Raw genomic sequence first — 26,081 nt, 5'->3', positions numbered from 1 at the left:
TCGAATGGTAAAATCTAGGGCTTTGTCAATCCTGTTAATGTTGAGGCCCGCCTGATTGTGCATGGGCTGCGCCTTTTGCGAGTGTTCGATGAGCCTTACGCCTGCCCAAGATCTAATCATGGCAAACGCCATACGCGCCCTGTCCATGGATGCGGTTCAACAAGCCAATTCTGGCCACCCTGGTGCCCCCATGGGCATGGCTGACATTGCCGAGGTTCTCTGGACACGGCATCTGCGGCATAACCCTACTGATCCGGCATGGCCTGACCGCGATCGTTTTGTGCTGTCGAACGGGCATGGGTCCATGCTTATCTATGCCTTGCTGCATTTAACGGGCTATGACCTTCCCATCGAAGAGCTTCGCAATTTCAGGCAATTGCACTCACGCACGCCCGGTCACCCCGAAGTCGGTATAACTGCCGGGGTTGAAACCACTACGGGGCCACTGGGGCAGGGGCTTGCCAATGCCGTTGGCATGGCGCTGTCCGAAGCCTTGCTGGCGCAAGAGTTCAACCGCGATACCCACGCTATTGTTGATCACCTGACCTACGCATTTGCGGGTGACGGCTGCCTGATGGAAGGCATTTCGCACGAGGCCTGCTCGCTGGCGGGCACGCTCAAGTTGTCCAAGCTTATTGTGTTTTACGACGACAACGGCATTTCTATCGACGGCGAGGTTCAGAACTGGTTTGGCGACAACACGCCCCAGCGTTTTGAAAGCTATGGCTGGAACGTCATTCGCGACGTTGATGGCCACGACGCGGCCTCTGTTGAAGCTGCCATTGCCAAGGCAAAAACGTATGCGGGGCAGGGCGGTGGCCCTACGCTTATATGTTGTCGCACCATTATCGGCAAGGGCTCGCCCAACGCCGCTGGCACAGCCAAGGTACACGGCGCTGCCTTGGGCGCTCAAGAGGTCGATGCCACGCGTGCTGCACTGCACTGGCCTTATGCGCCTTTCGAGATCCCGGCAGAAATCTACGCACACTGGGACGGCAAGTCTAAGGGCGCGCAGTTGCAATCAGCATGGCAGCAGCGCTTTGACGCTTACGCAGCTGCCTTTCCCGCCGAAGCCGCCGAGTTCACGCGACGCATGGCGAGTGAATTGCCCGCTGCTTATGCCAGCCAGGTACACGCCTTTATAGAAGCTACCAATCAAAAAGCCGAAACGGTTGCCACACGCAAGGCTTCGCAGCTTGCCATTACGGCGCTGGTTGACATGCTGCCCGAAATGCTGGGCGGCTCTGCCGACCTTACCGGCTCCAATCTTACTGACTGGAAGGGCGTACACCCCGTACGTGCGGGTAGCAGTCATCTAAATTTCGGGCGCCACATTAACTACGGCGTGCGTGAGTTTGGCATGGCCGCCATCATGAACGGTATTGCGCTCCATGGCGGTTACCTGCCATTTGGCGGTACGTTTCTTACATTTTCAGATTACTGCCGCAATGCCATCCGCATGGCGGCGCTCATGAAGCAGCGTGCCATCTACGTCTTCACCCATGACTCCATCGGTCTGGGCGAAGACGGCCCCACGCACCAGTCGGTCGAACACGCGGCCAGTTTGCGGCTAATCCCCAATCTGCACGTATGGCGTCCTTGCGACACCACCGAAACTGCCGTTGCGTGGGCCTGCGCTATCGAGCGTCCGGTCAGCGTGGGCATGACGGTGCGTGACGGAGGTCCGTCTGCGTTATTGCTGTCACGTCAAAATCTTCAATTCGTGCCACGTGATGGCGATACCATCGCCGCCATCCGTCGTGGTGGTTATGTATTGCGTGATGCCGAGGGCGCGCGCGCCATCATCATTGCTACCGGTTCTGAAGTCGGGCTGGCGCTTGCCGCACAAGAGCAGCTGGCGGCCAAGGGCATTCCGGTACGTGTGGTTTCCATGCCTTGCACCAACGTTTTCGACCAGCAAGATAGCAGCTGGCGCCAGGCCGTGTTGCCCAAGGGGCTGCCGCGGGTGGCGGTTGAGGCCGGTGTTACTGATGGTTGGTACAAATATGTGGGTATTGATGGCGCTGTAGTGGGTATTGATCGCTATGGCGACTCTGCCCCGGGCGGTGCACTGTTCGAGTATTTTGGCTTGACCGCCGGGCATGTTGCCGATGCGGTCGAAAAAGTTCTGTAAATCCCTTAGGAGAATTTGAATGACTATTCGCGTGGCGATCAACGGCTATGGCCGCATTGGGCGTAATGTACTGCGTGCACATTATGAAGATGGCAAGAAACACGATATTCAAATCGTGGCCATTAATGACTTGGGTGATCCCAAGACCAACGCGCACCTTACGCGCTATGACACAACGCATGGCAAGTTTCCGGGCACGGTCGAAGTCGATGGCGACTTCATGGTGGTTAATGGCGACAAAATCCGTGTGCTTGCCGAACGCGACCCTGCCAAGCTTCCTTGGGGTGAGCTAAATGTTGACGTGGTGCTTGAATGCACCGGGTTGTTCACCAGCAAAGAAAAAGCCGGCGCACACCTCAAGGGCGGTGCCAAGAAAGTTATTATTTCGGCGCCGGGCGGCAAAGATGTTGACGCCACCATTGTGTACGGTGTTAACCACAACGTGCTCAAAGCCAGCGATACGGTTATCTCCAACGCGTCATGCACCACCAATTGCCTGGCACCTCTGGTTCAGCCTCTGCACAAGGAAATCGGTTTGGTCAGCGGTCTGATGACCACCATCCACGCCTACACCAACGATCAGGTGCTAACTGACGTGTACCACTCAGACCTGCGCCGCGCACGGTCGGCGACGCAAAGCATGATCCCCACCAATACGGGTGCGGCGGCGGCGGTTGGCCTGGTGTTGCCTGAGCTCAATGGCAAGCTTGACGGGTATGCCATTCGCGTTCCTACCATTAACGTCTCCATTGTTGACCTCTCGTTTGTGGCCGCGCGTGAAACCTCGGTTCAAGAAGTCAACGGCATTCTGAAAGCGGCCGCCGAGTCCGGCCCGCTCAAGGGCATACTTAACTACTGCGATGAGCCGTTGGTTTCAGTTGACTTTAACCATGACCCGGCCTCCAGCACAGTAGATGCCGGCCTGACCAAGGTTTCGGGTTCGCTGGTCAAGGTGTCTTCGTGGTATGACAACGAGTGGGGTTTCTCCAACCGCATGCTCGACACCACAGTCGCTCTTATGGCAGCCAAGTAACGGTTTGCCTGGTGCACAAGGGCGGGGCAACCCGCCCTTGGCGCGTCTGTCTCCGGCTGCCGAGTCTGCCATGTGCATTAAGTGCTGTTTCCGACTACCGAGCCCGCTATCTGCATTAAACGCTGTCTTTGGCTGCCGAGTCCGCCATGTGCATTAAGCGCTGTCTCTGGCTGCCGGGTTCGCCATACGCATTAAGCTCCGTCTCTGACGGCAAGCTTTTCACCCTATTCCAATTAGCCCCCAACGGCGAGGTATCTATCCGTGACTACCGTTAAAACACTTTCCTCTCTGGCCAAGACTGACGCACTCGCTGGCAAGCGTGTGTTTATCCGTTCTGATCTCAACGTACCCCTGAACAACGGTAAAATCACCGAAGACACGCGCATACGGGCATCGGTGCCTGCCATTCGCATGGCGCTAAATGCCGGTGCGGCGGTTATGGTCACGTCGCACCTTGGTCGGCCGACTGAAGGCACGGTAGGCCCGGAAGATACGCTGGCACCTGTTGCCCGACGTATGTCAGAGTTGCTGGGGCAGCCCGTCAACCTGGCTACAAATTGGGTCGAAGGCGTGAACACGTCGCCCGGAACGGTCGTGCTACTTGAAAACTGCCGCTGCAATGTCGGCGAAAAGAAAAACGATGCTGAGCTGTCCAAGAAAATGGCTGCCCTCTGCGATGTGTACGTGAACGATGCCTTTGGCACCGCGCACCGCGCTGAGGCAACCACATACGGCATTGCCCAGTATGCGCCGGTGGCGTGCGCCGGCCCACTGCTCGAGGCTGAGCTCGACGCCCTGGGCCGCGCCCTGCACGAGCCCAGTCGCCCGTTGGTGGCTATTGTTGCGGGCTCGAAAGTTTCAACCAAGCTCTCGATTTTGCAGGCGCTGGCCGAAAAGGTTGACCAGCTGGTCGTAGGTGGTGGCATTGCCAACACCTTTTTGCTGGCGGCCGGCTTGGGCATTGGTAAGTCGTTGGCTGAGCCCGAGCAAATAGATCAGGCACGGGCAGTCATTGATCTCATGAAGAAGCGCGGTGCGGCAGTGCCCATTCCTGTGGATGTCGTCTGCGCCAAAACGTTTAGCGCTGACGCCGAGGCTACCGTCAAGCCGGCTGACCAGGTCGCTGACGATGATCTTATTCTGGATATCGGCCCTGAAACCGCAAAGCAGTTGGCAGGCATTTTGACGCAGGCTGGCACCATAGTCTGGAACGGCCCGGTGGGCGTATTTGAGTTTGATGCATTTGCCGAAGGCACGAAGGTCGTGGCGCATGCCATTGCTGACTCAAAAGGCTTTTCGATTGCGGGTGGCGGCGATACGCTGGCCGCGATTGCCAAGTATCATATTGCTGACAAGATTGACTATATTTCTACAGGTGGTGGCGCCTTTCTTGAGTTTCTCGAAGGCAAGACCTTGCCTGCCGTAGACATTCTGCAGCAACGCGCAAACGGCTAGCTGCAATCACTCACGAGAGGGGACGCTATGATTTACAAGAACTTCATCGGCAATCAATGGGTAAGTGCCCTTGGCGGCCAGGTGCTTCCGGTTCTCGATCCATCTGATGGACAGCTGTTTGCTGAAATCGCCCGCTCGGGCGAAGCTGATATTGACTCGGCGACGCATGCGGCCCGCAAGGCTTTTGAGGGCAAGTGGGGGGCTATGGCGCCCGCCGCGCGTAGCCGCCTGTTGTGGCGACTTAGTGCGGCGTTGCTTGACCATCAAGAAGAACTGGCTCGCCTTGAGTCCAGAGACACAGGCAAACCCATGAAGCAGGCCATGGCCGATGCCGCAGCCATTGCCCGGTACTTTGAATTTTACGCGGGTGCAGTCGACAAGCTGCATGGCACTACGATTCCTTATCCGTCCGATTACACCGTGCTTACGGTGCGGGAGCCACACGGGGTAACAGGGCATATCGTTCCCTGGAATTACCCGCTGCAAATTTTTGGACGCAGTGTGGGTGCGGCGCTGGCCGCCGGCAATGCGTGCGTGGTCAAGCCTGCTGAAGATGCGTGCATTTCATTGCTGCGGGTTGCTGAAATTGCCGCAGAGGTGGGGCTGCCTGCGGGCGCGCTCAACATCGTGACAGGGTTAGGGATTGAAGCCGGTGCAGCGCTTGCCGCGCATCCTGGCATTGATCATGTTTCATTTACAGGCTCACCCGGCACAGGCCGGCAAGTTGCCCAGGCAGCCGCCGGGCACTTTGCGCCGGTCACGCTTGAGCTCGGCGGCAAGTCGCCGCAAATTGTTTTTTCAGACGCCGACATAGAAGCTGGGCTACCGGTCTGGCTTAATGCCATTATTCAAAATGCCGGGCAAACCTGCTCGGCGGGTAGTCGTCTGCTGGTTCAGCGCGCCATATACGCCGACGTGGTGGGGCGGCTATCTGAGCTGTTTCGTGCTACCCGCACAGGTGCCGCCTCGGACGACCCTGATTGCGGCCCGCTGATTAATGCAAAACAGCTGGAGCGCGTACGTACCTTGCTGGGCACTGCTGATGGCTCAGGCATTACCGTTGCAGCCCAGGGGGCGCTCGACCCCAGCGCTCCCAAAACGGGTTTTTATCAGGTACCTACATTGCTCAGTGACGTACCTCCCGATCACAGCTTGGCTCAGGACGAGATCTTTGGTCCCGTGCTGGCGGTCATCCCGTTTGATACCGAAGAGCAGGCCTTGCATATTGCCAACAGTACGGCTTATGGCCTGGTGGCAGGGGTATGGACACAAGATGGCGCACGCCAGATGCGTTTTGCGCGCAAGATCCGGTCAGGCCAGGTGTATATCAACAACTATGGCGCGGGTGGCGGGGTAGAGCTGCCTTTTGGTGGAACAGGGCAATCAGGCTATGGTCGTGAAAAAGGCTTTGAGGCGCTGTATGGTTTTACTACGCTAAAGACCATCGCCATTAAGCACTGATGGCGTTGTCAATGCGCGGGTTGTCCCGCGCATTGACGCCAGACAGCCATGTCGGCCTCAAGAAAGAGGCCCCATGGCTTGGCTGGGCGCGGGGGCATCTCACCACCGGTTCTTTGTCCACGCGTTTTACTCAGCGTCCGCCGCCCAGGCAGCCGGTGCGCGTTTATTTGCAGGCAATACATGTCAGTTTCTACACGTTTTGTTCGCAGTCATCCCGATCAACTGCTGGTTGGGCTTGTATCGGTTTCCGACAGGGCCTCATCAGGCACATACGAAGACCAGGGCATTCCTACTTTGCAGTCGTGGCTTTCTGAAGCGCTGGCCGAGGCACCGCAGTTCGAGCGTCGTCTTATTCCGGACGAGCCGGCATTGATCTCCGAAACCCTGATCGATCTGGTGGATAACATCGGTTGCGATCTGGTGCTTACGACGGGCGGAACGGGGCCGGCACGGCGCGACTGCACCCCTGAAGCAACGCTGGCAGTGGCTACGCGCGAAATGCCGGGCTTTGGCGAGCAGATGCGTCAGATCAGCTTGCGCTTTGTACCTACGGCCATTCTTTCGCGGCAAGTCGCGGTAATCCGTGAAACCGCCGACCACGCAGCACTTATCATTAACCTGCCAGGGCAGCCCAAGGCCATAAAAGAGACACTTGAAGGCTTGAAGGACGCCGATGGCAAGGTGCTGGCAGCAGGTATTTTTGCAGCCGTGCCTTACTGCATAGACCTGATCGGTGGCCCGTACATCGACACACATGATTACATCGTGAAGGCCTTCCGTCCCAAATCGGCCATTCGGGTAAAATGACCCTAATTACTTAAAATATTGATTTCAGGAGCTTAAACAATGGCCTTAGTTTCCATGCGCCAGCTACTCGACCATGCCGCCGAGCATGGCTATGGCATCCCCGCATTCAACGTCAACAACCTTGAACAGGTTCAGGCCATTATGGAAGCGGCGTCTCAAACAGACAGCCCGGTCATTATGCAGGCCTCAGCGGGTGCGCGTAAGTATGCAGGCGAAGGCTTTCTAAAGTACCTTATTCAGGCAGCGGTAGAAACATACCCAAATATCCCGGTTGTCATGCACCAAGATCACGGCCAGTCGCCCGCTATCTGTCAGGGTGCTATTGATCTGGGTTTCTCCAGCGTCATGATGGATGGATCGCTAAAAGAAGATGGTAAAACCATTGCCGACTTCGAGTACAACATGAACGTTACTCGTCGCGTGGTCGAGATGGCCCATAAGGTTGGCGTTACCGTCGAAGGCGAGCTGGGTTGCCTGGGTTCTCTTGAAACCATGAAGGGTGACAAAGAAGACGGTCATGGTGCCGAAGGCACAATGACCATGGAACAGCTGCTTACCGATCCCGAAGAGGCTGCCGAGTTCGTGCGTGCAACGCAGCTCGACGCGCTGGCCATTGCTATTGGTACCAGCCATGGCGCCTACAAGTTCACCCGCAAGCCCACGGGCGACATACTTTCCATCTCGCGTATTAAAGAAATTCATGCGCGCCTGCCCAACACCCATCTGGTCATGCATGGCAGCTCCAGCGTGCCTCAAGACTTGCTCGCCGAAATCCGCGAGTTTGGCGGCGACATGAATGAAACCTACGGCGTGCCTGTCGAAGAAATTCAAGAAGCCATCAAGTTCGGCGTACGCAAGATCAATATCGACACCGATATCCGTCTTGCCATGACGGGCGCCATCCGCCGGTTTATGGCCGAGCATCCTTCCAAGTTCGATCCGCGCGAATACCTCAAGCCTGCCCGCGAGGCGGCCAAGCGTATTTGCCTCGAACGCTACGAACAGTTCGGCACAGCTGGCAATGCCAGCAAGATCAAGCCCATCGCCCTCGACGAAATGGCTCGTCGATATGCTGCCGGCGAACTGGCTCAGGTCGTTCAGTAATGTTTTTGCTGTTTCTCTGACACGCATCCCGCCCGGCCATTGCCGGGCGGGGTGTTTTCTTCTCAAGGATAAACCGTGGCGCAGGCCCTGCATCAATCAACCATTACTTCATTACCCCTGCTGGGCCGTGGCAAAGTTCGCGACATGTATGCGGTAGGCGACGACAAACTGCTTATTGTTGCGTCTGACCGCATTTCTGCGTTTGACGTCATTCTTGATGACCCTATTCCGGGCAAGGGTGAAGTACTTACTGCGCTGACCGAGTTCTGGCTGGGCCGGTTGGGCCACGTGCTGCCCAACCATGCAACTGGTATTGATCCACAAAGCGTTGTTACGCCGGCAGAGCGCGATCAGGTTATCGGTCGTGCCATGGTGGTCAAACGCCTTGAGCCCATTATGGTCGAGGCCGTGGCGCGTGGCTATTTGATTGGCTCAGGCTGGAAAGACTACCAGGCTACCGGTGCAATATGCGGCATAGCCTTGCCCCCGGGTCTCAAGCAGGCAAGCAAGCTGGCTCAACCCATTTTTACTCCTGCCGCCAAAGCAGAGTTTGGATCTCACGATGAAAATGTTGATTTTGATTTTGTCGTAAAGCAGGTAGGCAGCGAGCTGGCTGAAGAAATTCGCATCATTACGCTCAAGCTGTATGCTGAAGCGGCCGAGTTCGCCCGAAGCAAGGGCATTATTATTGCTGACACCAAGTTTGAGTTCGGCCTTGATAAAGCAGGTCGCCTGCATCTGATGGACGAAGTGCTGACACCAGACTCCTCACGTTTCTGGCCTGCCGACCAGTACGCAGAAGGCATTAGCCCACCCTCGTTTGACAAGCAGTTTGTGCGCGACTGGCTCGAAACCCAGCCATGGGACAAAACGCCGCCTGCGCCCAAGGTGCCGGCAGATGTCATTCAGAAGACTGCTGATAAATATCGCGAGGCCTTGACGCGCCTTACCCAGGGCGACTGATACCGCCAGAGGGCATGGTCGGGGCCGCCGCCCTGATCTAACCCATTTTTACCGACACGCATATGACCGAACAGACAGGGCGTTACACGCCAGATCAGACACCACTCACGACTAGCATTGGCCAGGGCACGGCACCCGTGGCCGGCATTATCATGGGCTCCTCCAGCGACTGGGACATCATGAAGCATGCAGTAGCAGTGCTTGAAGAGTTTGGCATTGCGCACGAGGTGCGCGTGGTTTCTGCTCATCGCATGCCGCACGATATGGTTGAGTATGGTGCCAGCGCCACTGAGCGAGGCTTGCGAGGCATTATTGCAGGGGCAGGCGGGGCGGCGCATTTGCCAGGCATGATGGCCGCACTTACGCCAGTGCCCGTTTTTGGGGTGCCGGTGCCGTCGCGTTATTTGCGAGGTGAAGACTCCTTGCTTTCCATCGTACAAATGCCCAAAGGGGTGCCAGTCGCTACTTTTGCCATTGGCGAGGCAGGGGCGGCCAACGCAGCACTTCACCTTGTGGCTTGCGTGGCCACTACCGATGACGCGTTGCGCGAAAAGCTGGTTGCATACAGGGCAAAACAAACCGATGCCGCGCGCGCCATGGTGGTGCCGGTATGACGCGTCCAGCCACAACACCTGTAGTTTCGGGCAGCTGGCTCGGCATGCTTGGGGGCGGGCAATTGGGGCGTATGTTTTGTCATGCGGCACAAAGCCTGGGTTACAAGGTGGCTGTGCTTGATCCCGCTGAAAATAGTCCTGCCGGGTCGGTTGCAGAGTGCCATATCAGGGCGGGTTATACAGACGCAGAGGCCCTGGCTCGTCTGTCGTCCATGTGCGACGCAGTCAGTACCGAGTTCGAGAATGTGCCCGCCGAGAGCCTGCGCATACTGGCGCATGGCACGCGGGTCAGCCCGGGTGCTGACGCGGTGGCCATTGTGCAAGATCGTATTCTCGAAAAAGCCTTCATTCAGGGCACTGGCGTGCCGGTTGCGCCTCATGTGGCCGTGCAAGATCAGGCCGATATTGTCTCCGCGCCCGATGTACTCTTCCCAGGCATTCTCAAGGTGGCCAGGCTGGGTTACGACGGAAAAGGGCAGGCGCGTGTCAAAACGCGCGATGAGGCCCTGGCCGCGTTCAGGCAGTTTGAGGGTGCGAGTTGCGTGCTTGAGGCCATGCTGCCGCTGGCGTTTGAGTTATCTGTTGTCGTGGCCCGAGGTCATGACGGCCAGACCGTACTTTATCCGGCTGCGCGCAATGAGCATCGTGACGGCATTCTCGCTGTATCGACGGTCGATGCGGCCCAAAGCGGCACTGACGTTGATGCGCAGGCCGGTGCCGCCGCCGTGCGGATCGCTGAAGCGCTTGGCTACGTAGGTGTGCTGTGTGTAGAGTTTTTTGTGCTTGAAGACGGTAGCCTTATCGTCAACGAGATCGCACCGCGCCCACACAACAGCGGCCACTACACCATGAATGCTTGCGTAACGAGCCAGTTCGATCAGCAGGTGCGTGCCATGACTGGTATGCCCTTGGGCACTACGCAGTGTCTGGCCAGCGTCGTCATGCTTAACGTAATGGGCGATATCTGGTTTGACGCCGCCAGCGGTCATCAGCGCGACCCCGACTGGGCGTCAGTGCTTGGCGTACCGGGCGCCTGCCTGCATTTGTATGGCAAGATCGAGCCGCGCCGGGGGCGCAAAATGGGGCATATAAATATACTCGGCCACACGCTGGCCGATGCGCAGGCGGCAGCTGGGCAAGTGGCAGCGGCCCTGGGCATTGACTATCAATCATGAATTCGCCCGATATGTCACGCCTCTTGGCGCAGGCAGCACAAAAGCTGGCCGCTGGCGGGCTGGTGGCGTTTCCCACCGAAACCGTTTATGGGCTGGGGGGTGACGCCGAGAACCCTGAAGCTATCGCCGCCATCTATGCGGCCAAGGGCCGGCCTGCTAATCATCCCGTTATTGTTCATGTAGCACCCGAAGCCGACCTGACTTATTGGGCTGCTTCCATACCGGCCGAGGCCCGTGCATTGATTCAGGCGTTCTGGCCCGGTCCGCTTACGCTTATTCTTCCGCGAGCCAGTCATATTCCCGCTGCTGTCAGTGGCGGGCAAAGCAGCGTGGGTCTGCGCTGCCCTTCGCACCCTGTGGCTCAGACATTGTTACGTGAATTTGCGCGCCTGAAGCCGAGTGGTCAGGGTGGGGTGGCTGCACCGTCGGCCAATAAGTTCGGGCAGGTATCGCCGACGCAGGCTGCCCATGTGCGCGCCGAGTTTCCCGAACTGGGTGAAGATCGCCTGATGGTGCTGGAAGGCGGGCCTTCAAACGTAGGCATTGAGTCAACCATTGTGGATGTGTCGCGTCTGGATGACGGCATAGGGCCCGTGTTGCTGCGTCCAGGGCATATTACGGCCGAACAGCTTGCGGATGTGTTGGGCAAGCCGCCTGCGCGGCCCGATGCCACAGCACCCAGGGTGTCTGGCTCGCTCAAGGCGCATTATGCGCCCCACACGCCGTTGCGGCTGGTGACGCGAGCTCAGGTGTTGGCCATGGCGCGGGGTGAGTTAATGCCATCCCGTGCCGAAAATCGTCGCGTGGTGGCACTGGTGTTTGAGGCGCCCCCCGATGCGTCGGCAAGCTACATTGATTGGCGGGTCTGCTCGTGTGATCCAGCACTTTTTGCACGTGACCTCTACGCGGTGCTGAGGGCGCTCGATGCCCAGGATTACAACTGCATCTATATCGAGCAACCGCCTGGCACGGAAGCCTGGCGCGCGGTTAATGACCGTATAGGGCGCGCTGCTGCGGCATTTGGCTGATCCGTTACGTAACAGATTTTTTTTGTGTCAGTGGCTGCCACGTATTGAGGTGGGAGAGCGTGACAGCGATATGTTGGCCAGAGCCAATATTTAGACCCGATGGTCAGAGATCAAAGTCAGAGCCAATAGTCAGAGCCAATATAATGCCTTCTTTACCTATTCGTGCTCACCCAAATTCGCAACAAAATTGCTTCAAGGGTAAACTATAAGGTTGGCCTGTCAATAATAAGTTTAGCCCGAGCCGGCCTTGTCGCCGATTTCATTTTTGCATTGGGCTTACCCGGAGTAGTGTTCATGAAATTCAGTGAATTCAAAGTCGGTATGGTGATTGAGCACCCGCCGGTGATGGTTGATGAGGCCGAAATGCTGGCCTTTGCCAAGGCCTATGACCCCCAGTGGTTTCATGTGGATGCCGAGCGTGCCCATGAGGGCCGATGGGATGGCCTGATTGCCAGCGGTTGGCTGACTTGCTCGCTGGCCATGCGAATGGCAGTAGATGCCGTACTGCATGACTCTGAGTCATTTGGTTCGCCAGGCCTCGAAAAGCTGCGTTGGCTCCACCCTGTGCGGGCGGGTGATGCCTTGCGACTTGAAGCCGTGGTCAACTCGGTGCGTACGTCTGAAACGCGTAAAGAACTCGGCATTGTGCGTTGGGCATGGCGCCTGTACAACCAGCGGGACGAGCAGGTGCTCGACGCTGAAGTTACCAGCTTGTTTGACCTGAAAACATCGACCCAGTAAACCGCCGTGAAATAGCACGGGTGTGGTAGATGCTAATCTGCGAAAGAGCTGGCGACGCCTGTTTGTTGGCAGGCCGTCAGACGCCAGCTGCCGCCCTGAGCGGTCAGGCAATATAAAACGCTGGCCGCTTTGCTCAAACAATAGTGCTTCGTGGCCTGCAATAGGCTGACCACACTTGCCTGGCTAGAATGTGCCGGCCGCAGCGTCTGCACGGCAGATCGACGGGCCAATAAACCCGTTGTTAAAAGTTTGCCATTTAGCCGAAGAACCAGTAGCAGATGCCAATAGAAGCCAGCACGCCCGCCAGATCGGCCAGCAAGGCGCAGCCCACTGCGTGCCGCGCCCGCTGTATGCCTACTGCGCCAAAATAAACAGCCAGCACATAAAACGTGGTTTCGGTACTGCCTTGCACCGTTGCTGCGAGCAGGGCGGGAAAGCTGTCTACCCCAAAATGCTGCATGGTTTCGATAAGCAGCGCACGTGCCGCACTGCCTGAGAAAGGCTTGGCCAGGGCGGTGGGCAGGGCATCGATAAAACGGGTATCCAGGTTGAGCCCCGTGGCAGCCCAGCGGATTGCGTCAAGCGCAGCATCAAGTGCGCCAGAGGCTCTTAGCACGCCAATGGCGCACAGCATGGCGACAAGATAGGGCAACAGGCTTTTTGCGATATCAAAGCCTTCTTTGGCGCCTTCGACAAAACACTCGTAGACGGCAACCTTTTTATACGCCCCGACGATCAGAAACAGCATGATGATGGAGAACAGCGCAAGGTTGCCCGTGAGTGAAGAAAACGTCGCAATCGCAGCCGTGCTGAGCGTGGCCAGTACCGCCATGAACGTGCCCAGTATCAGCACCAGACCGCCCAACCACAACAGAACGACGGGGTCTTGCAGACGGATACGCTGCATGACCGCTACAGACAGCAGCCCCACCAGTGATGATGCCGAGGTGGCCAGCAGAATAGGCAAAAACACCATGGTGGGGTCAGGCGCACCTTGCTGGGCACGGTACATAAAAATAGTGACCGGCAGCAGTGTCAGCGACGAAGAGTTAAGCACCAGAAAAAGAATCTGGGCATTGGTGGCCGTTTTGGGCTCGGGGTTGAGGCTTTGCAACTCTCGCATGGCGCGCAAGCCGATTGGCGTTGCCGCATTGTCCAGACCCAGGCCGTTGGCGGCAAAGTTAAGCGTGATCAGGCCCAGCGCCGGGTGGCCTGCAGGTACGCCCGGCATCAGTCGCCGGAACAGCGGTGCCAGCAGTTGTCCAAGCTTTTCCACCAGACCGGCCGCTTCGGCAATACGCAAAAAACCCAGCCAAAGTGTTAACGTGCCAAACAGCAGAATCATCACTTGCACTGACAGATCAGCCATGTCGAACAGACTGCGTACGATACGACCGAATACCTCGGCGTCATGCAGCACGACCCACTGGAACAGGCCAGAGATCGAAGCGACAATAAAAAAGGCAAGCCAGAGCGTATTGAGCATGGCGGTGTGCAAGGCGTTTGGTTGGCAGCCATGATTGTCGCAGACTTCACTGCCGCCCGTGTTTCGAGGGATAATGGTTTTATCGAATTGTGTTGTTTATGGGGGGCTGTATGAACTGGAGAGCCTGGCGTCGCCGGTGGTTAACCGAGCCGCTGTATCGCATGGGGCGCAAAGCCATGCCATCGCTGTCGGCAACAGAGCAAGAGGCGATTAATGCGGGTGATGTCTGGTGGGACGCGCAGCTATTTTCCGGCAAGCCCGATTGGGATGCATTGCTGGATCTTCCGCCTGTTACGTTAACGGCTGATGAACAGGCCTTTATCGACGGGCCACTGGCTCAATTGTGCAGCATGCTGAACGACTGGCAAATTAACTGGAAAGACGCCGACCTGCCGCCTGATGTATGGGCCTTTATGAAGCAGCAGGGTTTCTTTGGCATGATTATTCCCAAAGAATACGACGGCCTTGGGTTTTCACCGTTTGCGCATTCTGAAGTCGTGCGTCAGTTGTCCGTGCGCTCAGTGACGGCAGGCGTCACTGTCATGGTGCCCAACTCGCTGGGCCCCGGCGAGTTGCTGATGCAATTTGGCACCCCTGAGCAGCGTAGCTATTGGCTGCCGCGTCTGGCGCGCGGTGAAGAAATCCCCTGCTTTGGCCTTACCAGCCCTGAGGCGGGTTCCGATGCGGCATCCATGACCGACACGGGTGTTGTATGCATGCAAGATGTCGAGGGCGAACCCACGCTGGGTATTCGTCTTAACTGGCGCAAACGCTATATCACACTGAGCCCGGTGGCGACGGTGCTGGGGCTTGCCTTCAAACTTTCTGACCCTGATGGCTTGCTGGGCGACGAAAAAGAACCGGGTATTTCCGTGGCACTGGTGCCTACCCATTTGCCGGGTGTTGTTACAGGCCGTCGTCATCTTCCCGCAGGGCAGGCTTTTCTTAATGGCCCGACCGAAGGGCACGATGTGTTCGTGCCCATAGACGCGCTTATCGGGGGGCCTGAAAAGGCGGGGCAGGGCTGGAAGATGCTAATGAGTGCGCTGGCGGCAGGGCGAGGTATTTCGTTGCCATCACTGTCGGCGGCCGCGTGCGTATTTACGGCGCATGTTTCAGGGGCCTATGCGCGTGTGCGTTCGCAGTTTGGCATACCGGTGGGTCGGTTTGAAGGTATTAAAGAGCGCTTGGGCCAGTTGGCCGCCAATGCTTACGTGGTTGAAGCGGCGCGGCGCTGCACAATGGCAGGCCTGCAAACGGGTTTGAAACCGGCTGTGGTGTCGGCCATTATGAAGCTGCATGCTACCGAGCGCATGCGGCAATCGGTTAACGATGCCATGGACATCCATGCCGGCAAAGCCGTTATTGACGGGCCCAGCAACTATCTGAGCAATCTGTACCGTGCGGTGCCTGTGGCCATTACCGTCGAAGGTGCCAATATTCTTACGCGCAACCTTATTGTGTTTGGTCAGGGCGCGGTGCGCGCCCACCCATACCTCATGCGGGAAATTCTTGCGCTCAACAACCCTGATGAGGCGGCAGGCGAAGATGACTTTGATGCCGTGCTCTGGCAGCATCTGGGGCATAGTTTCAAGAACACCCTGCGTGCGACCGGCATGGGCTGGACGGCCGGCCGACTGGGTAGCGCACCCAAAGGCGCGGGTGTGGCGGCGCCTCTGTACCGGGCAATGGGCCGATGGACGTCAGCATTTGCGCTGGTATCCGAAATGGCACTGGTTACGCTGGGCGGTGCACTCAAGCGCAAAGAGATGATCTCGGCCCGTTTGGGTGATGTGCTTTCCGAGCTTTACCTGTTGTCGGCGGTACTCAAACGATGGCGTGATGAGGGTTGTCACGAGGCCGATCTGCCACTGGTGCATATTTGCATGCAGCAAGGTTTTTTGACCATAGACCGACGCATGGATGAAGTGCTAAGCAATCTTCCATCACGACCTGTTGCATGGCTGCTACGGGTGCTTGTGCTTCCACCATGGTCGCGTGCGAAGGCGCCATCAGACCGCACCACCATGGCGTGTGCCGACATTCTGCTCGAACCCTCCACGGCGCGCGACCGTCTGGTGGGCGCTGTCTGGGATGGTCACGACAGCAGCAGTGTTGAACAGCTTGAGCGTGCTTTCCAGCTGGTGGTCGATGCGCAGCCTGTGCTTGACCGCATACGGCAGGGTGGGCTGCACGATTGGCGTGTTGCCCATGAGCGTGGTGCCATTAGCGACGCGCAGGCCAGTATGCTCAAAGCGGCTGAAGAGGCTGTCGCTACCGTCATTGAGGTAGATGATTTTGCGTTTGATGAGCTGGCCCGGGCAAATGTTTAACGGGTGCAACAAACGCGTGCCCAGTCTGACGCTACGGTAAGCCTCTACCTTGCGCCAAGGTAGTGCGCGATGCAAACAAGGCGGCCAGACCAACCCTATGTGGTTGACCTGGCCGGTACGCTGACAGGGTGAGCGATAAGCCCCGCCGCACAGCGTGCGGGCTTTGCCAGTTAATCGTTGCGGTTTTTACGCTGTATGAGCTCGATTTTGTAGCCATCGGGGTCTTCGACGAAGGCGATTACGGTTGCGCCATGTTTCATTGGGCCTGCTTCCCTTACCACGTTGCCGCCTTTTTCTTTGATCTTCGTACAGGCTTCATAGGCATCTTCGACCTCAAGGGCGATATGCCCATAAGCATTGCCCAAGTCATAGCTGGCAGTGTCCCAGTTGTGGGTCAGCTCAAGCACAGCCCCTTCACTTTCTTCTTGGTAACCCACGAAGGCCAGTGTGAACTTGCCATCGGGGTAGTCTTTGCGCCGTAACAGGCGCATGCCCAGTACGTCGGTATAAAAAGCCAGTGAGCGATCAAGATCACCCACTCGCAACATGGTATGTAGAATTCGCATTCGGTTTACTCCTGATAAATTGGGTTGTTCGCAGCCGGAGCGATCAGGCGGGCTGTGTATCAATTGCCCTACAGCAGCGGTAATGAGCCCGGGTCATATTGACGCAGGGCGTCGCGTGCTTTTTCAAAGCCTGGCAATATACGGCCCAGCTCTTGCCAGAAGGCCTTGCTGTGATTCATTTCACGCAAATGCGCTATTTCGTGCGCGATGACGTAATCAATAATGCCATGATCGAAGTGTATCAGTCGCCAGTTCAGCATAATGTTGCCATCACTGCTGCACGAACCCCACCGTGTCGCGGCCGATGACATGCGCCAGCGGCGTATGCTCAGCTGGTTGGCCTGCAGAAAATAGTCGAGACGTTGGTCGAACCAGGTGCATGCTCGCTGTTGCAGCCAGGCATGCACACTGTCACGCACCCGCTCTCGATCGGCATCCATGGGCAGGGCAAGGTTAAGGATATCGCCCTCTGAAGGCATATAGAGTTGCCCGTCAAATTCGGGCGCCTTGCGCGAGCTCTCAAGCGCCAACACAATGCGTCGCCCCAGATAGGGCACCTGGCCGCCTTGCTGCCATTGGGTGTCGGCGGTGGCCAGCTGTTGCTGGCGCGCCTGACGTACCCGCAGTTTGCTGACAATCCATTGATGCTTTTCGATGACGGCCGAATCGATCTGGCCCAATGGCACCCAGCCCGGCGCGGTTACCTGCAGCCCGTCATCATTGATGACCAGGCCTATGCTTTTTCGGCGTGAACGGCGCAGCACGTAGCCGATGTTTTGCGCGGGCGTGGCTACCTCGCGCCAGCGTGCGCCGTCTGGCAGTGTGGGTGGGCGCGGCGTAGGGGTTATGGGCTGTGGGGCCGCGCGCAGTGGAGCGTTCAGGTTAGTGGCCGGGCGCACAGATGCATCAAGCGGGGGGTCAGACGGAAGGCTGCTTGAAGAGGGGTGGTCGGTAAAAAGATCGAGTTGGTTAACTACGCTCATAGCGCTCAGGATTGAGCACCCGCATCTCATTTTCGATCCAGGTGCGAACTTTTTCGTTGACTTGGTCTGCGGTCAGGCCGTCGGGATAGATAAGCGGCCCCACAGATACGGTTACCAGACCCGGCTTTTTGATAAATGCCTTGCGCGGCCAGCATTCGCCGGCATTGTGCGCCACCGGGATAATAGGCGTATTGGTACGCGTAGCAAGCAGGGCACCACCCAGCTTGTATCGGCCCTGATGCCCGGGTGCTGTGCGCGTACCTTCTGGAAACAGTATAGGCCATCGGCCGTCATTAATGCGTTGCTGACCAACGCGAACGACCTGTTCGAAGGCATCGCGTCCGCGTGAACGGTTGATGGGGATCATGCGCAGTAAAGCCAAACCCCAGCCGAAGAAAGGTACCCAGTGCAGCTCGCGTTTATAAACAAAACACAGCTGACGTGGCATATAGGCGATCAGGAACATGGTTTCCCAGGCGGACTGATGCTTGGACAAAAGAATGGCTGGGCCATCAGGCAGGTTTTCGGCGCCTTTTAACTGCCAGCGTATGCCGAGAATAACTTTTGCGGCCCATATGGCCATGCGCGGCCAGCCGATGGTCAGACGGTAACGCCAGCTTAGCGGCAACGGAGCCCACAGAATGCAGGCTATGGCATAGGGGATGACAGTAATGATCAGAAAAAGTTGATACAGGGTTGCGCGCAGCAAAGCCATTATGCGGATTCCTCAGTGAGCCAGGCCTCTACGACCGAAGCCAGGTTGTCGCGAACCTGGGTGCCAGGCGGTAGCTTGCCCTGGTGCTGTGTTTTGGCACCGTTGCCGGTGAGCACCAGCCAGGTCTTGCAGCCTGCGGCTGAGGCCGCCTGCAAGTCTCGCAGGGAGTCACCTACTGAAGGCACACGGGAAAAGTCAATTTCGTAGCGCCGTGCAATGTCGAGAAACATGCCCGGCTTGGGTTTGCGACATTCACAGCCGTCGTCAGGCCCGTGCGGGCAGACAAAGATAGCGTCGATGATGCCGCCTGCCTGTGCAACCTCGCGGCGCAGTTTGGCATGAATGGCGTTGAGCGAGTCCATGCTGAACAGCCCGCGTGCTAGGCCTGACTGATTGGTGGCAATGACGACCCGCCAGCCTGCCTGTGACAGACGTGCAATGGCGTCGAGGCTGCCAGGTAAGGCGACCCACTCGTCTGGCGTCTTGATGAAGTCTTTACTTTCATGATTGATGACGCCGTCGCGGTCGAGAATAGCGAGCTTCACCGGGCCAGCCTCGAAATATCGGCCACCTGGTTCATCAGGCCATGCAGTTGTGCGAGCAGGGCCAGACGATTGGCGCGGACGGCAGGATCGTCAGCCATAACCATGACGTCGTTAAAGAATGCGTCTACGGCGTCGCGCGCCTGGGCCATGGTGGCCATGCTGGCACCAAACTCGCCATCAGCGTACTGGCTACGGGCTTGTGGGCCAAGTTTTGCAATGACGTTGGCCAGGCTTTTTTCAGCTGGCTCATTGAGGCGGCTGTTGTCAATGGCTCCGGGCGTTTCCTCGGCCTTGCGCAGCAAATTGCCAATGCGTTTGTTGGCGGCAGCCAGGCTTTCTGCCTCGGGGCGTTGTGCAAACCCCGCGCAGGCTTCTACGCGTGCTGCTACCTGATGCAAGGGAGGCTGGATGGCGATGACGGCATCGACCACGTTGCGGTCGGCATGCTGAGCGAGCTGATTGCGATAGCGTTCGTAAATGAATGCCTGGATTTCGGTGACGGTAGTGTCGGCGATGACACCCGCTGAGAACGAGCCGGATGCGACCTGCAGAAGTTGGGGCAAGCTGAGTGTGGTGCTGTCGCTGGTTTTGAGAAAACCGCCTGCTTGTAGCTGCTCAAAAGCACTGATAATGCCTAGCGCAGCGCGGCGCAGACCGAAGGGGTCGCGTTCGCCTGTAGGTGCCAGGCCTATGCCCCAGATACCCACCAGGGTTTCGACGCGGTCGGCAATAAACAGTATGGTTGCAGTAAGCGTGCTGGCACTGACGGGCTGGTCAAGATGGATGCGGTATTGGTCACGCAGTGCGCGGACGACCTCATCAGGCTCGCCGTCGGCGGCTGCATAGTAGGCGCCCATAACCCCTTGCAGTTCGGGAAACTCGCCCACCATGTTAGAGCCCAGGTCGGCTTTGGCCAGCAGGGCTGCCCGATCAGCATGCTGTACGTTGGCACCAAGCTGGTCGGCGATATAACGCGCTATGTGTCGCACGCGCTCGGTGCGCTCACGTTGCGAACCCAGTTTATTGTGGTACACGCTGGTGGCGAGATCTTCGACACGGTCGGCCAGCGTAACTTTGCGGTCGGTGTCGAAAAAGAAACGGGCATCGGCCAGGCGTGGGCGCACAACGCGCTGATTGCCTTCGATGATATTGCTTGGATCAGCTGCCAGCATATTGCTGACAATGAGGAAGCGATGAGTCAGGGCACCGCTGTCTGGCTCAAACAAAGGAAAGTACTTTTGGTTAAGCCGCATGGTCAGAATGAGGCACTCAGGTGGCACCTGCAGAAACTGCTCTTCGAACTGGCCGACGTAAACAGTGGGCAGCTCCACCAGGGCAGTGACTTCGTCAAGCAGGGCACCGACCTCGGGGCTGTCGCCCAGGGTGGCGTTGAGCACCTGTGCCTTTTCTTGCAATTGCTGGTTGATCTGCGCCTTGCGCTGATCGAATGACGCCACCACCTTGCCCTGTTCGAGCAACTGCTGCGCGTAGGTGTCGGGCGATGTGATGGAGAAGGGCTGGTCGCACATAAAGCGATGGCCCTGCGTATCGCGGCCGGCGTTAAGGCCCAATGCCTGCACAGCGATGATGGTGTCGCCCCACAAGGCGATCAGGCCGTGCGCAGGTCGTACGAACTTGACGCTGGTGACACCGTCGGCCAGTTGGTAACGCATGACTTTTGGTATGGGCAGGTGCGTGAGGGCATAGTCGAGGGCTTCTTGCAGGCCTTCGGCCAGCGCTTTGCCGCGTGCCACGCCTTTTGCGTACAGATAGTCTTGCTTGCCGTCAGACTCGCGAATAAGCGCCGAAGCGGGCGTGTCTTGCAGGCCTTTGCTGGCGAGCTTTTTGATGAGGGCTGGCGTCATGTTGCCGGCTGCGTCGAGGCCGATTTTGGCAGGCATGAGCTTTTCGGTATAGGGCAGGTCAGGTGCCTGGCCCAGTACGGCGTCAAAGTGCACGGCCAGGCGGCGCGGCGTGGCAAAGTCAGTGGTTTTGCAGTCGGCGGACAGCAACTGGTGCTGCGCCAGCACCTTGCGTAGCCCTTCGGCAAAGGCCTGCCCCAGCTTGTTCAATGCCTTTGGGGGGAGCTCTTCGGTAAGCAGTTCGATCAGCAGGGGTTGCAGCAGTGTTGTGTTGCTCATTTTGCGGTCTCTGCAGTGGACGGGACAAGCATGGGAAAATTTAATTGTTCGCGTGAATCGTAATACGCCTGCGCAACTGCACGCGACAGGTTACGAATACGCCCCATGTAAGCCGCGCGCTCGGTGACGCTGATGGCGCCGCGCGCATCAAGCAGGTTAAATGTGTGGGCGGCCTTCAGGGTGACTTCGTAGGCGGGCAACGCGAGCGGCACGGCAATCATGCGCTGAGCCTCAGCCTCGTAATCATTGAAATGGGCAAACAGCATGGTGGTTGAGGCATGCTCGAAGTTGTAGGCTGACTGCTCAACCTCGTTCTGGTGGAACACGTCGCGGTAGTAGATTTTTTGACCGTGTGCGCCGTCAGTCCAGACCAGGTCGTAAACGCTCTCAACACCTTGCAGATACATGGCCAGACGCTCGAGCCCGTAAGTGATTTCGCCTGTGGCAGGCGTGCAGTCTAGCCCGCCCACTTGCTGAAAGTACGTAAATTGCGTGACTTCCATGCCATTGAGCCACACTTCCCAGCCCAGACCCCAGGCACCCAACGTGGGGTTTTCCCAGTCATCTTCGACAAACCGGATGTCATGTTCTTTAGGGTTGATGCCCAGCGCTTCAAGCGAGCCGATGTACAGATCGATGATTTCGGGCGGTGCCGGTTTCAGTACGACCTGATATTGGTAATAATGCTGCAGCCTGTTGGGGTTTTCGCCGTAGCGCCCATCTTTGGGGCGCCGGGATGGCTGCACATAGGCAGCGCGCCATGGTTCGGGCCCGATAGCCCTCAGAAACGTAGCGGTATGCGAGGTGCCCGCACCGACTTCCATGTCATAGGGTTGCAGGAGCGCACACCCTTGGCGGTCCCAATATTGCTGTAGCGTTAAAATGATTTGCTGAAAAGTGAGCATGAGCGATGGCCAGTAAAGCGAAGTGCCGCAAAAGTGTACGATTTTAACTGGTTCCGCGACAAAGAAGGCCGTTGCCAGGTCTGTGTATGTGTGATGCACGCTGTTTGCCTGGTTTTGCTGTGCTTTTTGTATTCCTGTACTTGCCGAATCAGGCGAGCAGATTTCACGAGGATGGTTTATGTCAGACTTGGTAAAAACAGAAGTCATCGACCAGATGCTGGTCATTACGCTTAATCGCCCCGAGGCGCGCAATGCCATCAACATGGAAGCTGCCCGGCAACTGGCCGCAGCACTTGACCACCTCGACAGCGACGATGACATTGTGCTGGGCGTGCTTACGGGTGGCGGCAACACATTCTGTTCAGGTATGGATCTGAAGGCCTTTGCGCGCGAAGGCCTGCGCCCATACGTGGGCGATCGCGGCTTTGCCGGCATTTGCGAGAAGCCGCCGCGCAAGCCCCTGATTGCCGCCATTGAAGGCTATGCACTGGCAGGCGGCTTCGAAATTGCCCTGGCCTGTGATCTTATCGTTGCCGCCAGCAATGCCAGCTTTGGGGTACCCGAAGTCAAACGCGGTATCGTGCCAGGTTCGGGCGGCATGCTGCGCTTGCCCAGCCGCATCCCTTACCATATCGCCATGGAGGCCGTACTGACAGGCGAGTTTTTCCCGGCTGATCGTATGGCCGGTTATGGCTTGGTTAATCGTGTGACCGAGCCAGGGCAGGCGCTTGAAGGCGCACTGGCGTTGGGGCGTATTATTGCGGCCAATGGCCCGCTGGCCGTGCGTACGGCCAAGTCGGTTGTAAGTGAGTCGCGCGACTGGCGCGAGTCAGACATGTTTGACCTGCAGCGTCCCCGCATTGCCCATATCTTTACCTCGGCAGACGCCAAAGAAGGCGCAACCGCCTTCGCCGAAAAGCGCAAGCCTGTCTGGACAGGTAAATAACCTTTTTTACATCAGCATCACGGCGGGTCAAGATGGCTCGCCCTTTTTACGATTGAGCTTATCTTATGACTACCGTTATTAAAGAGAGTGATCTGATCCAGTCTATTGCAGACGCGGTTCAGTTCATTAGTTTTTATCATCCCGCCGATTTCATCCAGCACCTGGCCCGTGCCTATGAGCGTGAAGAAAACCCTGCTGCCAAAGATGCCATTGCGCAAATCTTGACCAACTCGCGCATGTGCGCTGAAGGGCACCGGCCAATTTGCCAGGATACCGGTGTTGTTAACGTGTTTTTAAAGGTTGGCATGGGTGTGCGCTTTGACAGTCAGCGCAGCATGCAGGAAATCTGTGATGAAGGGGTGCGCCAGGGGTATCTCAACCCTGACAACCCTTTGCGGGCGTCTATTTTGACCGACCCACTGTTTACCCGCAAAAATACACGTGACAACACACCCTGTATTGTCAGCGTCGAGCTGGTCGAAGGCGACAAGCTTGACGTGCAGGTGGCAGCCAAAGGCGGCGGCTCCGAAAACAAAGCCAAGTTTGTCATGCTCAACCCCAGCGATTCGCTGGTCGATTGGGTGCTAAAGACTGTGCCGACCATGGGGGCGGGCTGGTGTCCTCCCGGCATGCTGGGTATAGGCGTTGGCGGTACGGCAGAAAAAGCCATGCTGCTGGCCAAGCAGTCATTGATGGAAGACATCGATATGTACGAACTGCAGCAGCGTGGGCCGCAAAATAAGATTGAAGAGCTGCGTCTGGAGCTGTATGAAAAAGTCAATGCGCTTGGTATCGGCGCCCAGGGCTTGGGCGGCCTGACCACGGTGCTGGATGTCAAGATCAATACGTTTCCGACTCATGCCGCATCCAAGCCTGTGGCCATGATCCCCAACTGTGCCGCGACGCGTCACGTGCATTTTGTGCTCGATGGCTCTGGTTCGGCTGAGCTGACGCCGCCCCCGATGGATACCTGGCCTGATGTGCACTGGGCGCCTGATTACAATAAATCGCTGCAGGTAGACCTGAATACGCTCACGCCTGAGCAAGTGGCAAGCTGGAAACCAGGCCAGACCCTGTTGCTTTCGGGCAAGATGCTGACTGGCCGTGACGCGGCCCACAAACGCATTCAAGACATGTTGGCCAATGGTGAGAAGCTGCCGGTAGACTTTACCAACCGCGTTATTTACTACGTAGGCCCTGTCGACCCAGTGCGTGATGAAGTGGTCGGGCCCGCTGGCCCTACAACCTCAACCCGCATGGACAAGTTCACCGACATGATGCTCGACCAGACAGGCCTGATTGCCATGGTTGGCAAGGCAGAGCGTGGTCCTGTAGCCATTGACGCCATCCGCAGGCACAAGTCTGCGTATCTGATGGCTGTGGGTGGTTCGGCTTATCTGGTGTCTAAAGCCATTCGCGGCGCACGCGTCGTCGGGTTTGAAGACCTGGGCATGGAGGCGATTTACGAGTTTGATGTCAAAGACATGCCTGTGACCGTTGCCGTCGATGCACAAGGGGTGTCGGTGCATGAAACGGGGCCAAAACAGTGGAAGGCTCGCATCGCTGAAATCCCTCTGATCCCGGTGAGCTGATCGCCGCCCAGCGTGCCCGTGCAAGTGCGAGTACGAGCAGAAAAAGTACAGAGGTTGATATCTCTGTTAGACGTGCCCGCGCAAGTGGATGAGAGTACGGGTAAGCTCAGCCGTGGCCCACAGCGCCTTTAGCGCTTAAAAGCGGCCTGAGCGAGCAATACCCTTACGGGGTTTGGCATTTTGGGCGTAACGTTAAGCGTAACTACTTAACGTTGAAGGGCTTCATACTGATCTGGCCGGACTCGGCCCAGAGAAGCATGAAGCCCTTTTACATTATGGTAAGTTTCTATGTAGCGCAAAGCACGTATTTCCGTTGGGTTTTGCTGCATGGCCGTCGAGTGCTTTGGCAGAAGTAAACGGCCTCTTGCAGAAAAACGAATTCCAGATTTACGGCGACTCAGGCAATCTATAGCCTGAACTTTTAGTATGCGGAATAAATCATGACAACACCAGATTTCAGCGCTTGGTTAGGGCGCACCGAGTCCACCGAAGACAATCTTGACATCGGGCACGTGCGCAAAGTGGCGCTCGCGATCGGCGAGACGGCTCCCGCTGCAGGCGGCGCGCTTCCTGCTCTCTGGCAGTGGGCTTTCTTCGTAGAGGGCGTACCATACGCCGAGATCGGCGAGGACGGGCATCCGCGGCGAGGGGGCTTTTTGCCGCCTATTGAAGGTCGCAACCGCATGTGGGCGGGCGGGCGCGTGCATTTTCACCAGCCGCTGCGTGTGGGCACGCCAGCGCAACGCAAGTCAGAAATTATTGCGGTAAAAGAAAAAGAAGGCCGAACCGGCAAGCTGCTGTTTGTGACGGTTAACCACCAGTACGTCCAGGACGGCGTGATGTGCATCAATGAAGAGCAGGACATTGTTTACCGCGAGCCTAGCCCACCCAAGTTGACGGGCAGCACAGAACCACCTGAGGCGCAGTGGTCTGAATCTGTTACCCCTGACGCGGTCATGCTGTTCCGCTATTCGGCGGTCACCTACAACGGCCATCGCATTCATTACGACTACCCTTATGTCACCGAGGTTGAAGGTTACCCAGGCCTGGTGGTGCATGGGCCTTTGCTGGCGACACGTATGTGTAGCGCTTTTCAGAAGGCACACCCAGAAAAACGGCTGCAGTCTATGTCTTACCGAGGATTAAGGCCTTTGACTTCGCCGCGCCCATTTCAAGCCGCTGGCCGCCTGGAAAGCAACGAAAAAGCTCAGCTGTGGGTTGAGCAGGATGGTACGCTGGCACACCAGGCTGAGCTGATTTTTTCCGTCTGATTGCCGCTTTGCCCTTGCGCACCAAATTACCCGTGTGAGGGCCCCAAGGCCGAGCCAGTCGCGATACCGGCGCGCCGGGCAGG

General features: G+C 57.5%; 22 protein-coding genes. 15 read left to right on the top strand and 7 right to left on the bottom strand.

Going from position 1 to position 26,081, the window contains the following annotated elements; genetic code table 11:
• Positions 1-88: 88 nt before the first annotated feature.
• The 11 genes from tkt (at position 89) to FQ179_RS18020 (ending at position 12,515) form a co-directional block, all read left to right on the top strand.
• Entirely contained in the window at positions 89-2,134 is a 2,046-nt protein-coding gene (gene tkt / locus FQ179_RS18070) for a transketolase (protein ID WP_149398698.1), read from the top strand.
• Between the two features lie 19 nt (positions 2,135-2,153).
• Positions 2,154-3,167, top strand: coding sequence for a type I glyceraldehyde-3-phosphate dehydrogenase (gap, locus tag FQ179_RS18065; RefSeq protein ID WP_149398697.1), 1,014 nt, complete (start codon positions 2,154-2,156; stop codon positions 3,165-3,167).
• A 261-nt stretch (positions 3,168-3,428) separates the two neighbouring features.
• Positions 3,429-4,622, top strand: a complete 1,194-nt coding sequence (locus FQ179_RS18060) for a phosphoglycerate kinase (RefSeq protein ID WP_149398696.1) — start codon at positions 3,429-3,431, stop codon at positions 4,620-4,622.
• A 27-nt stretch (positions 4,623-4,649) separates the two neighbouring features.
• Positions 4,650-6,083 carry an aldehyde dehydrogenase family protein gene (locus tag FQ179_RS18055; protein WP_149398695.1) on the top strand — a complete coding sequence of 478 codons (1,434 nt, stop codon included), beginning with the start codon at positions 4,650-4,652 and terminating at the stop codon, positions 6,081-6,083.
• A 180-nt stretch (positions 6,084-6,263) separates the two neighbouring features.
• Positions 6,264-6,890, top strand: a complete 627-nt coding sequence (gene mog, locus FQ179_RS18050) for a molybdopterin adenylyltransferase (protein ID WP_149398694.1) — start codon at positions 6,264-6,266, stop codon at positions 6,888-6,890.
• 39 nt (positions 6,891-6,929) lie between these two features.
• Entirely contained in the window at positions 6,930-7,994 is a 1,065-nt protein-coding gene (fba, locus tag FQ179_RS18045; protein WP_149398693.1) for a class II fructose-bisphosphate aldolase, read from the top strand.
• 75 nt (positions 7,995-8,069) lie between these two features.
• On the top strand, positions 8,070-8,957 hold the full coding sequence (locus FQ179_RS18040; RefSeq protein WP_149398692.1) for a phosphoribosylaminoimidazolesuccinocarboxamide synthase: 888 nt from the start codon (positions 8,070-8,072) through the stop codon (positions 8,955-8,957).
• Between the two features lie 152 nt (positions 8,958-9,109).
• Positions 9,110-9,571 carry a 5-(carboxyamino)imidazole ribonucleotide mutase gene (gene purE / locus FQ179_RS18035; protein ID WP_149398804.1) on the top strand — a complete coding sequence of 154 codons (462 nt, stop codon included), beginning with the start codon at positions 9,110-9,112 and terminating at the stop codon, positions 9,569-9,571.
• Positions 9,568-10,746: a 5-(carboxyamino)imidazole ribonucleotide synthase gene (locus tag FQ179_RS18030; RefSeq protein WP_149398691.1), complete on the top strand. Its 1,179-nt coding sequence runs from the start codon at positions 9,568-9,570 to the stop codon at positions 10,744-10,746. The genes purE and FQ179_RS18030 overlap by 4 nt, the downstream gene beginning before the upstream one ends.
• Positions 10,743-11,774: an L-threonylcarbamoyladenylate synthase gene (locus tag FQ179_RS18025; RefSeq protein WP_149398690.1), complete on the top strand. Its 1,032-nt coding sequence runs from the start codon at positions 10,743-10,745 to the stop codon at positions 11,772-11,774. Before FQ179_RS18030 ends, FQ179_RS18025 begins: the two co-directional genes overlap by 4 nt.
• A gap of 294 nt (positions 11,775-12,068) precedes the next feature.
• A complete protein-coding gene (locus FQ179_RS18020; protein ID WP_149398689.1) occupies positions 12,069-12,515 on the top strand; it encodes a MaoC family dehydratase in 447 nt (148 codons plus the stop codon).
• A gap of 256 nt (positions 12,516-12,771) precedes the next feature.
• On the opposite strand, the gene FQ179_RS18015 is transcribed toward FQ179_RS18020, so the two are convergent.
• Positions 12,772-14,001 (bottom strand): nucleoside recognition domain-containing protein, encoded by a 1,230-nt coding sequence (locus tag FQ179_RS18015; protein WP_149398688.1) that lies wholly within the window; start codon positions 13,999-14,001, stop codon positions 12,772-12,774.
• A gap of 110 nt (positions 14,002-14,111) precedes the next feature.
• Between FQ179_RS18015 and FQ179_RS18010 the strand changes: the two genes are divergently transcribed.
• On the top strand, positions 14,112-16,334 hold the full coding sequence (locus FQ179_RS18010) for an acyl-CoA dehydrogenase (protein ID WP_149398687.1): 2,223 nt from the start codon (positions 14,112-14,114) through the stop codon (positions 16,332-16,334).
• 170 nt (positions 16,335-16,504) lie between these two features.
• Here FQ179_RS18010 and gloA read toward each other — a convergent pair whose 3' ends face one another.
• The 6 genes from gloA to glyQ all read right to left on the bottom strand — a co-directional run bounded on the left by gloA (position 16,505) and on the right by glyQ (position 22,189).
• Positions 16,505-16,900 carry a lactoylglutathione lyase gene (gene gloA, locus FQ179_RS18005; protein ID WP_149398686.1) on the bottom strand — a complete coding sequence of 132 codons (396 nt, stop codon included), beginning with the start codon at positions 16,898-16,900 and terminating at the stop codon, positions 16,505-16,507.
• 68 nt (positions 16,901-16,968) lie between these two features.
• Entirely contained in the window at positions 16,969-17,883 is a 915-nt protein-coding gene (locus FQ179_RS18000; protein ID WP_149398685.1) for a M48 family metallopeptidase, read from the bottom strand.
• The gene (locus FQ179_RS17995) at positions 17,870-18,598 is read right to left on the bottom strand and encodes a 1-acyl-sn-glycerol-3-phosphate acyltransferase (RefSeq protein ID WP_149398684.1); all 729 of its coding nucleotides are present in this window, start codon (positions 18,596-18,598) and stop codon (positions 17,870-17,872) included. The genes FQ179_RS18000 and FQ179_RS17995 overlap by 14 nt, the downstream gene beginning before the upstream one ends.
• Complete coding sequence (gene gmhB, locus FQ179_RS17990) at positions 18,598-19,143, bottom strand: D-glycero-beta-D-manno-heptose 1,7-bisphosphate 7-phosphatase (RefSeq protein ID WP_149398683.1); 546 nt, start codon at positions 19,141-19,143, stop codon at positions 18,598-18,600. The genes FQ179_RS17995 and gmhB overlap by 1 nt, the downstream gene beginning before the upstream one ends.
• Positions 19,140-21,284, bottom strand: coding sequence for a glycine--tRNA ligase subunit beta (glyS, locus tag FQ179_RS17985; protein ID WP_149398682.1), 2,145 nt, complete (start codon positions 21,282-21,284; stop codon positions 19,140-19,142). Before glyS ends, gmhB begins: the two co-directional genes overlap by 4 nt.
• The gene (glyQ, locus tag FQ179_RS17980) at positions 21,281-22,189 is read right to left on the bottom strand and encodes a glycine--tRNA ligase subunit alpha (protein ID WP_149398681.1); all 909 of its coding nucleotides are present in this window, start codon (positions 22,187-22,189) and stop codon (positions 21,281-21,283) included. Before glyQ ends, glyS begins: the two co-directional genes overlap by 4 nt.
• Before the next feature lie 178 nt (positions 22,190-22,367).
• Between glyQ and FQ179_RS17975 the strand changes: the two genes are divergently transcribed.
• The 3 genes from FQ179_RS17975 to FQ179_RS17965 all read left to right on the top strand — a co-directional run bounded on the left by FQ179_RS17975 (position 22,368) and on the right by FQ179_RS17965 (position 25,998).
• On the top strand, positions 22,368-23,135 hold the full coding sequence (locus FQ179_RS17975; RefSeq protein ID WP_149398680.1) for a crotonase/enoyl-CoA hydratase family protein: 768 nt from the start codon (positions 22,368-22,370) through the stop codon (positions 23,133-23,135).
• Between the two features lie 65 nt (positions 23,136-23,200).
• Positions 23,201-24,727: a fumarate hydratase gene (locus FQ179_RS17970; protein WP_149398679.1), complete on the top strand. Its 1,527-nt coding sequence runs from the start codon at positions 23,201-23,203 to the stop codon at positions 24,725-24,727.
• Between the two features lie 440 nt (positions 24,728-25,167).
• Positions 25,168-25,998, top strand: coding sequence for a MaoC family dehydratase N-terminal domain-containing protein (locus FQ179_RS17965; RefSeq protein ID WP_149398678.1), 831 nt, complete (start codon positions 25,168-25,170; stop codon positions 25,996-25,998).
• The last annotated feature ends 83 nt before the right edge of the window (positions 25,999-26,081 follow it).

The sequence above is a fragment of the Pusillimonas sp. ANT_WB101 genome (assembly GCF_008369125.1).
In the GTDB taxonomy this organism is placed as follows: domain Bacteria; phylum Pseudomonadota; class Gammaproteobacteria; order Burkholderiales; family Burkholderiaceae_B; genus Allopusillimonas.
The sequence above is the reverse complement of the archived record's forward strand: the minus strand, read 5'-3'. Positions and strand labels throughout refer to the sequence as shown.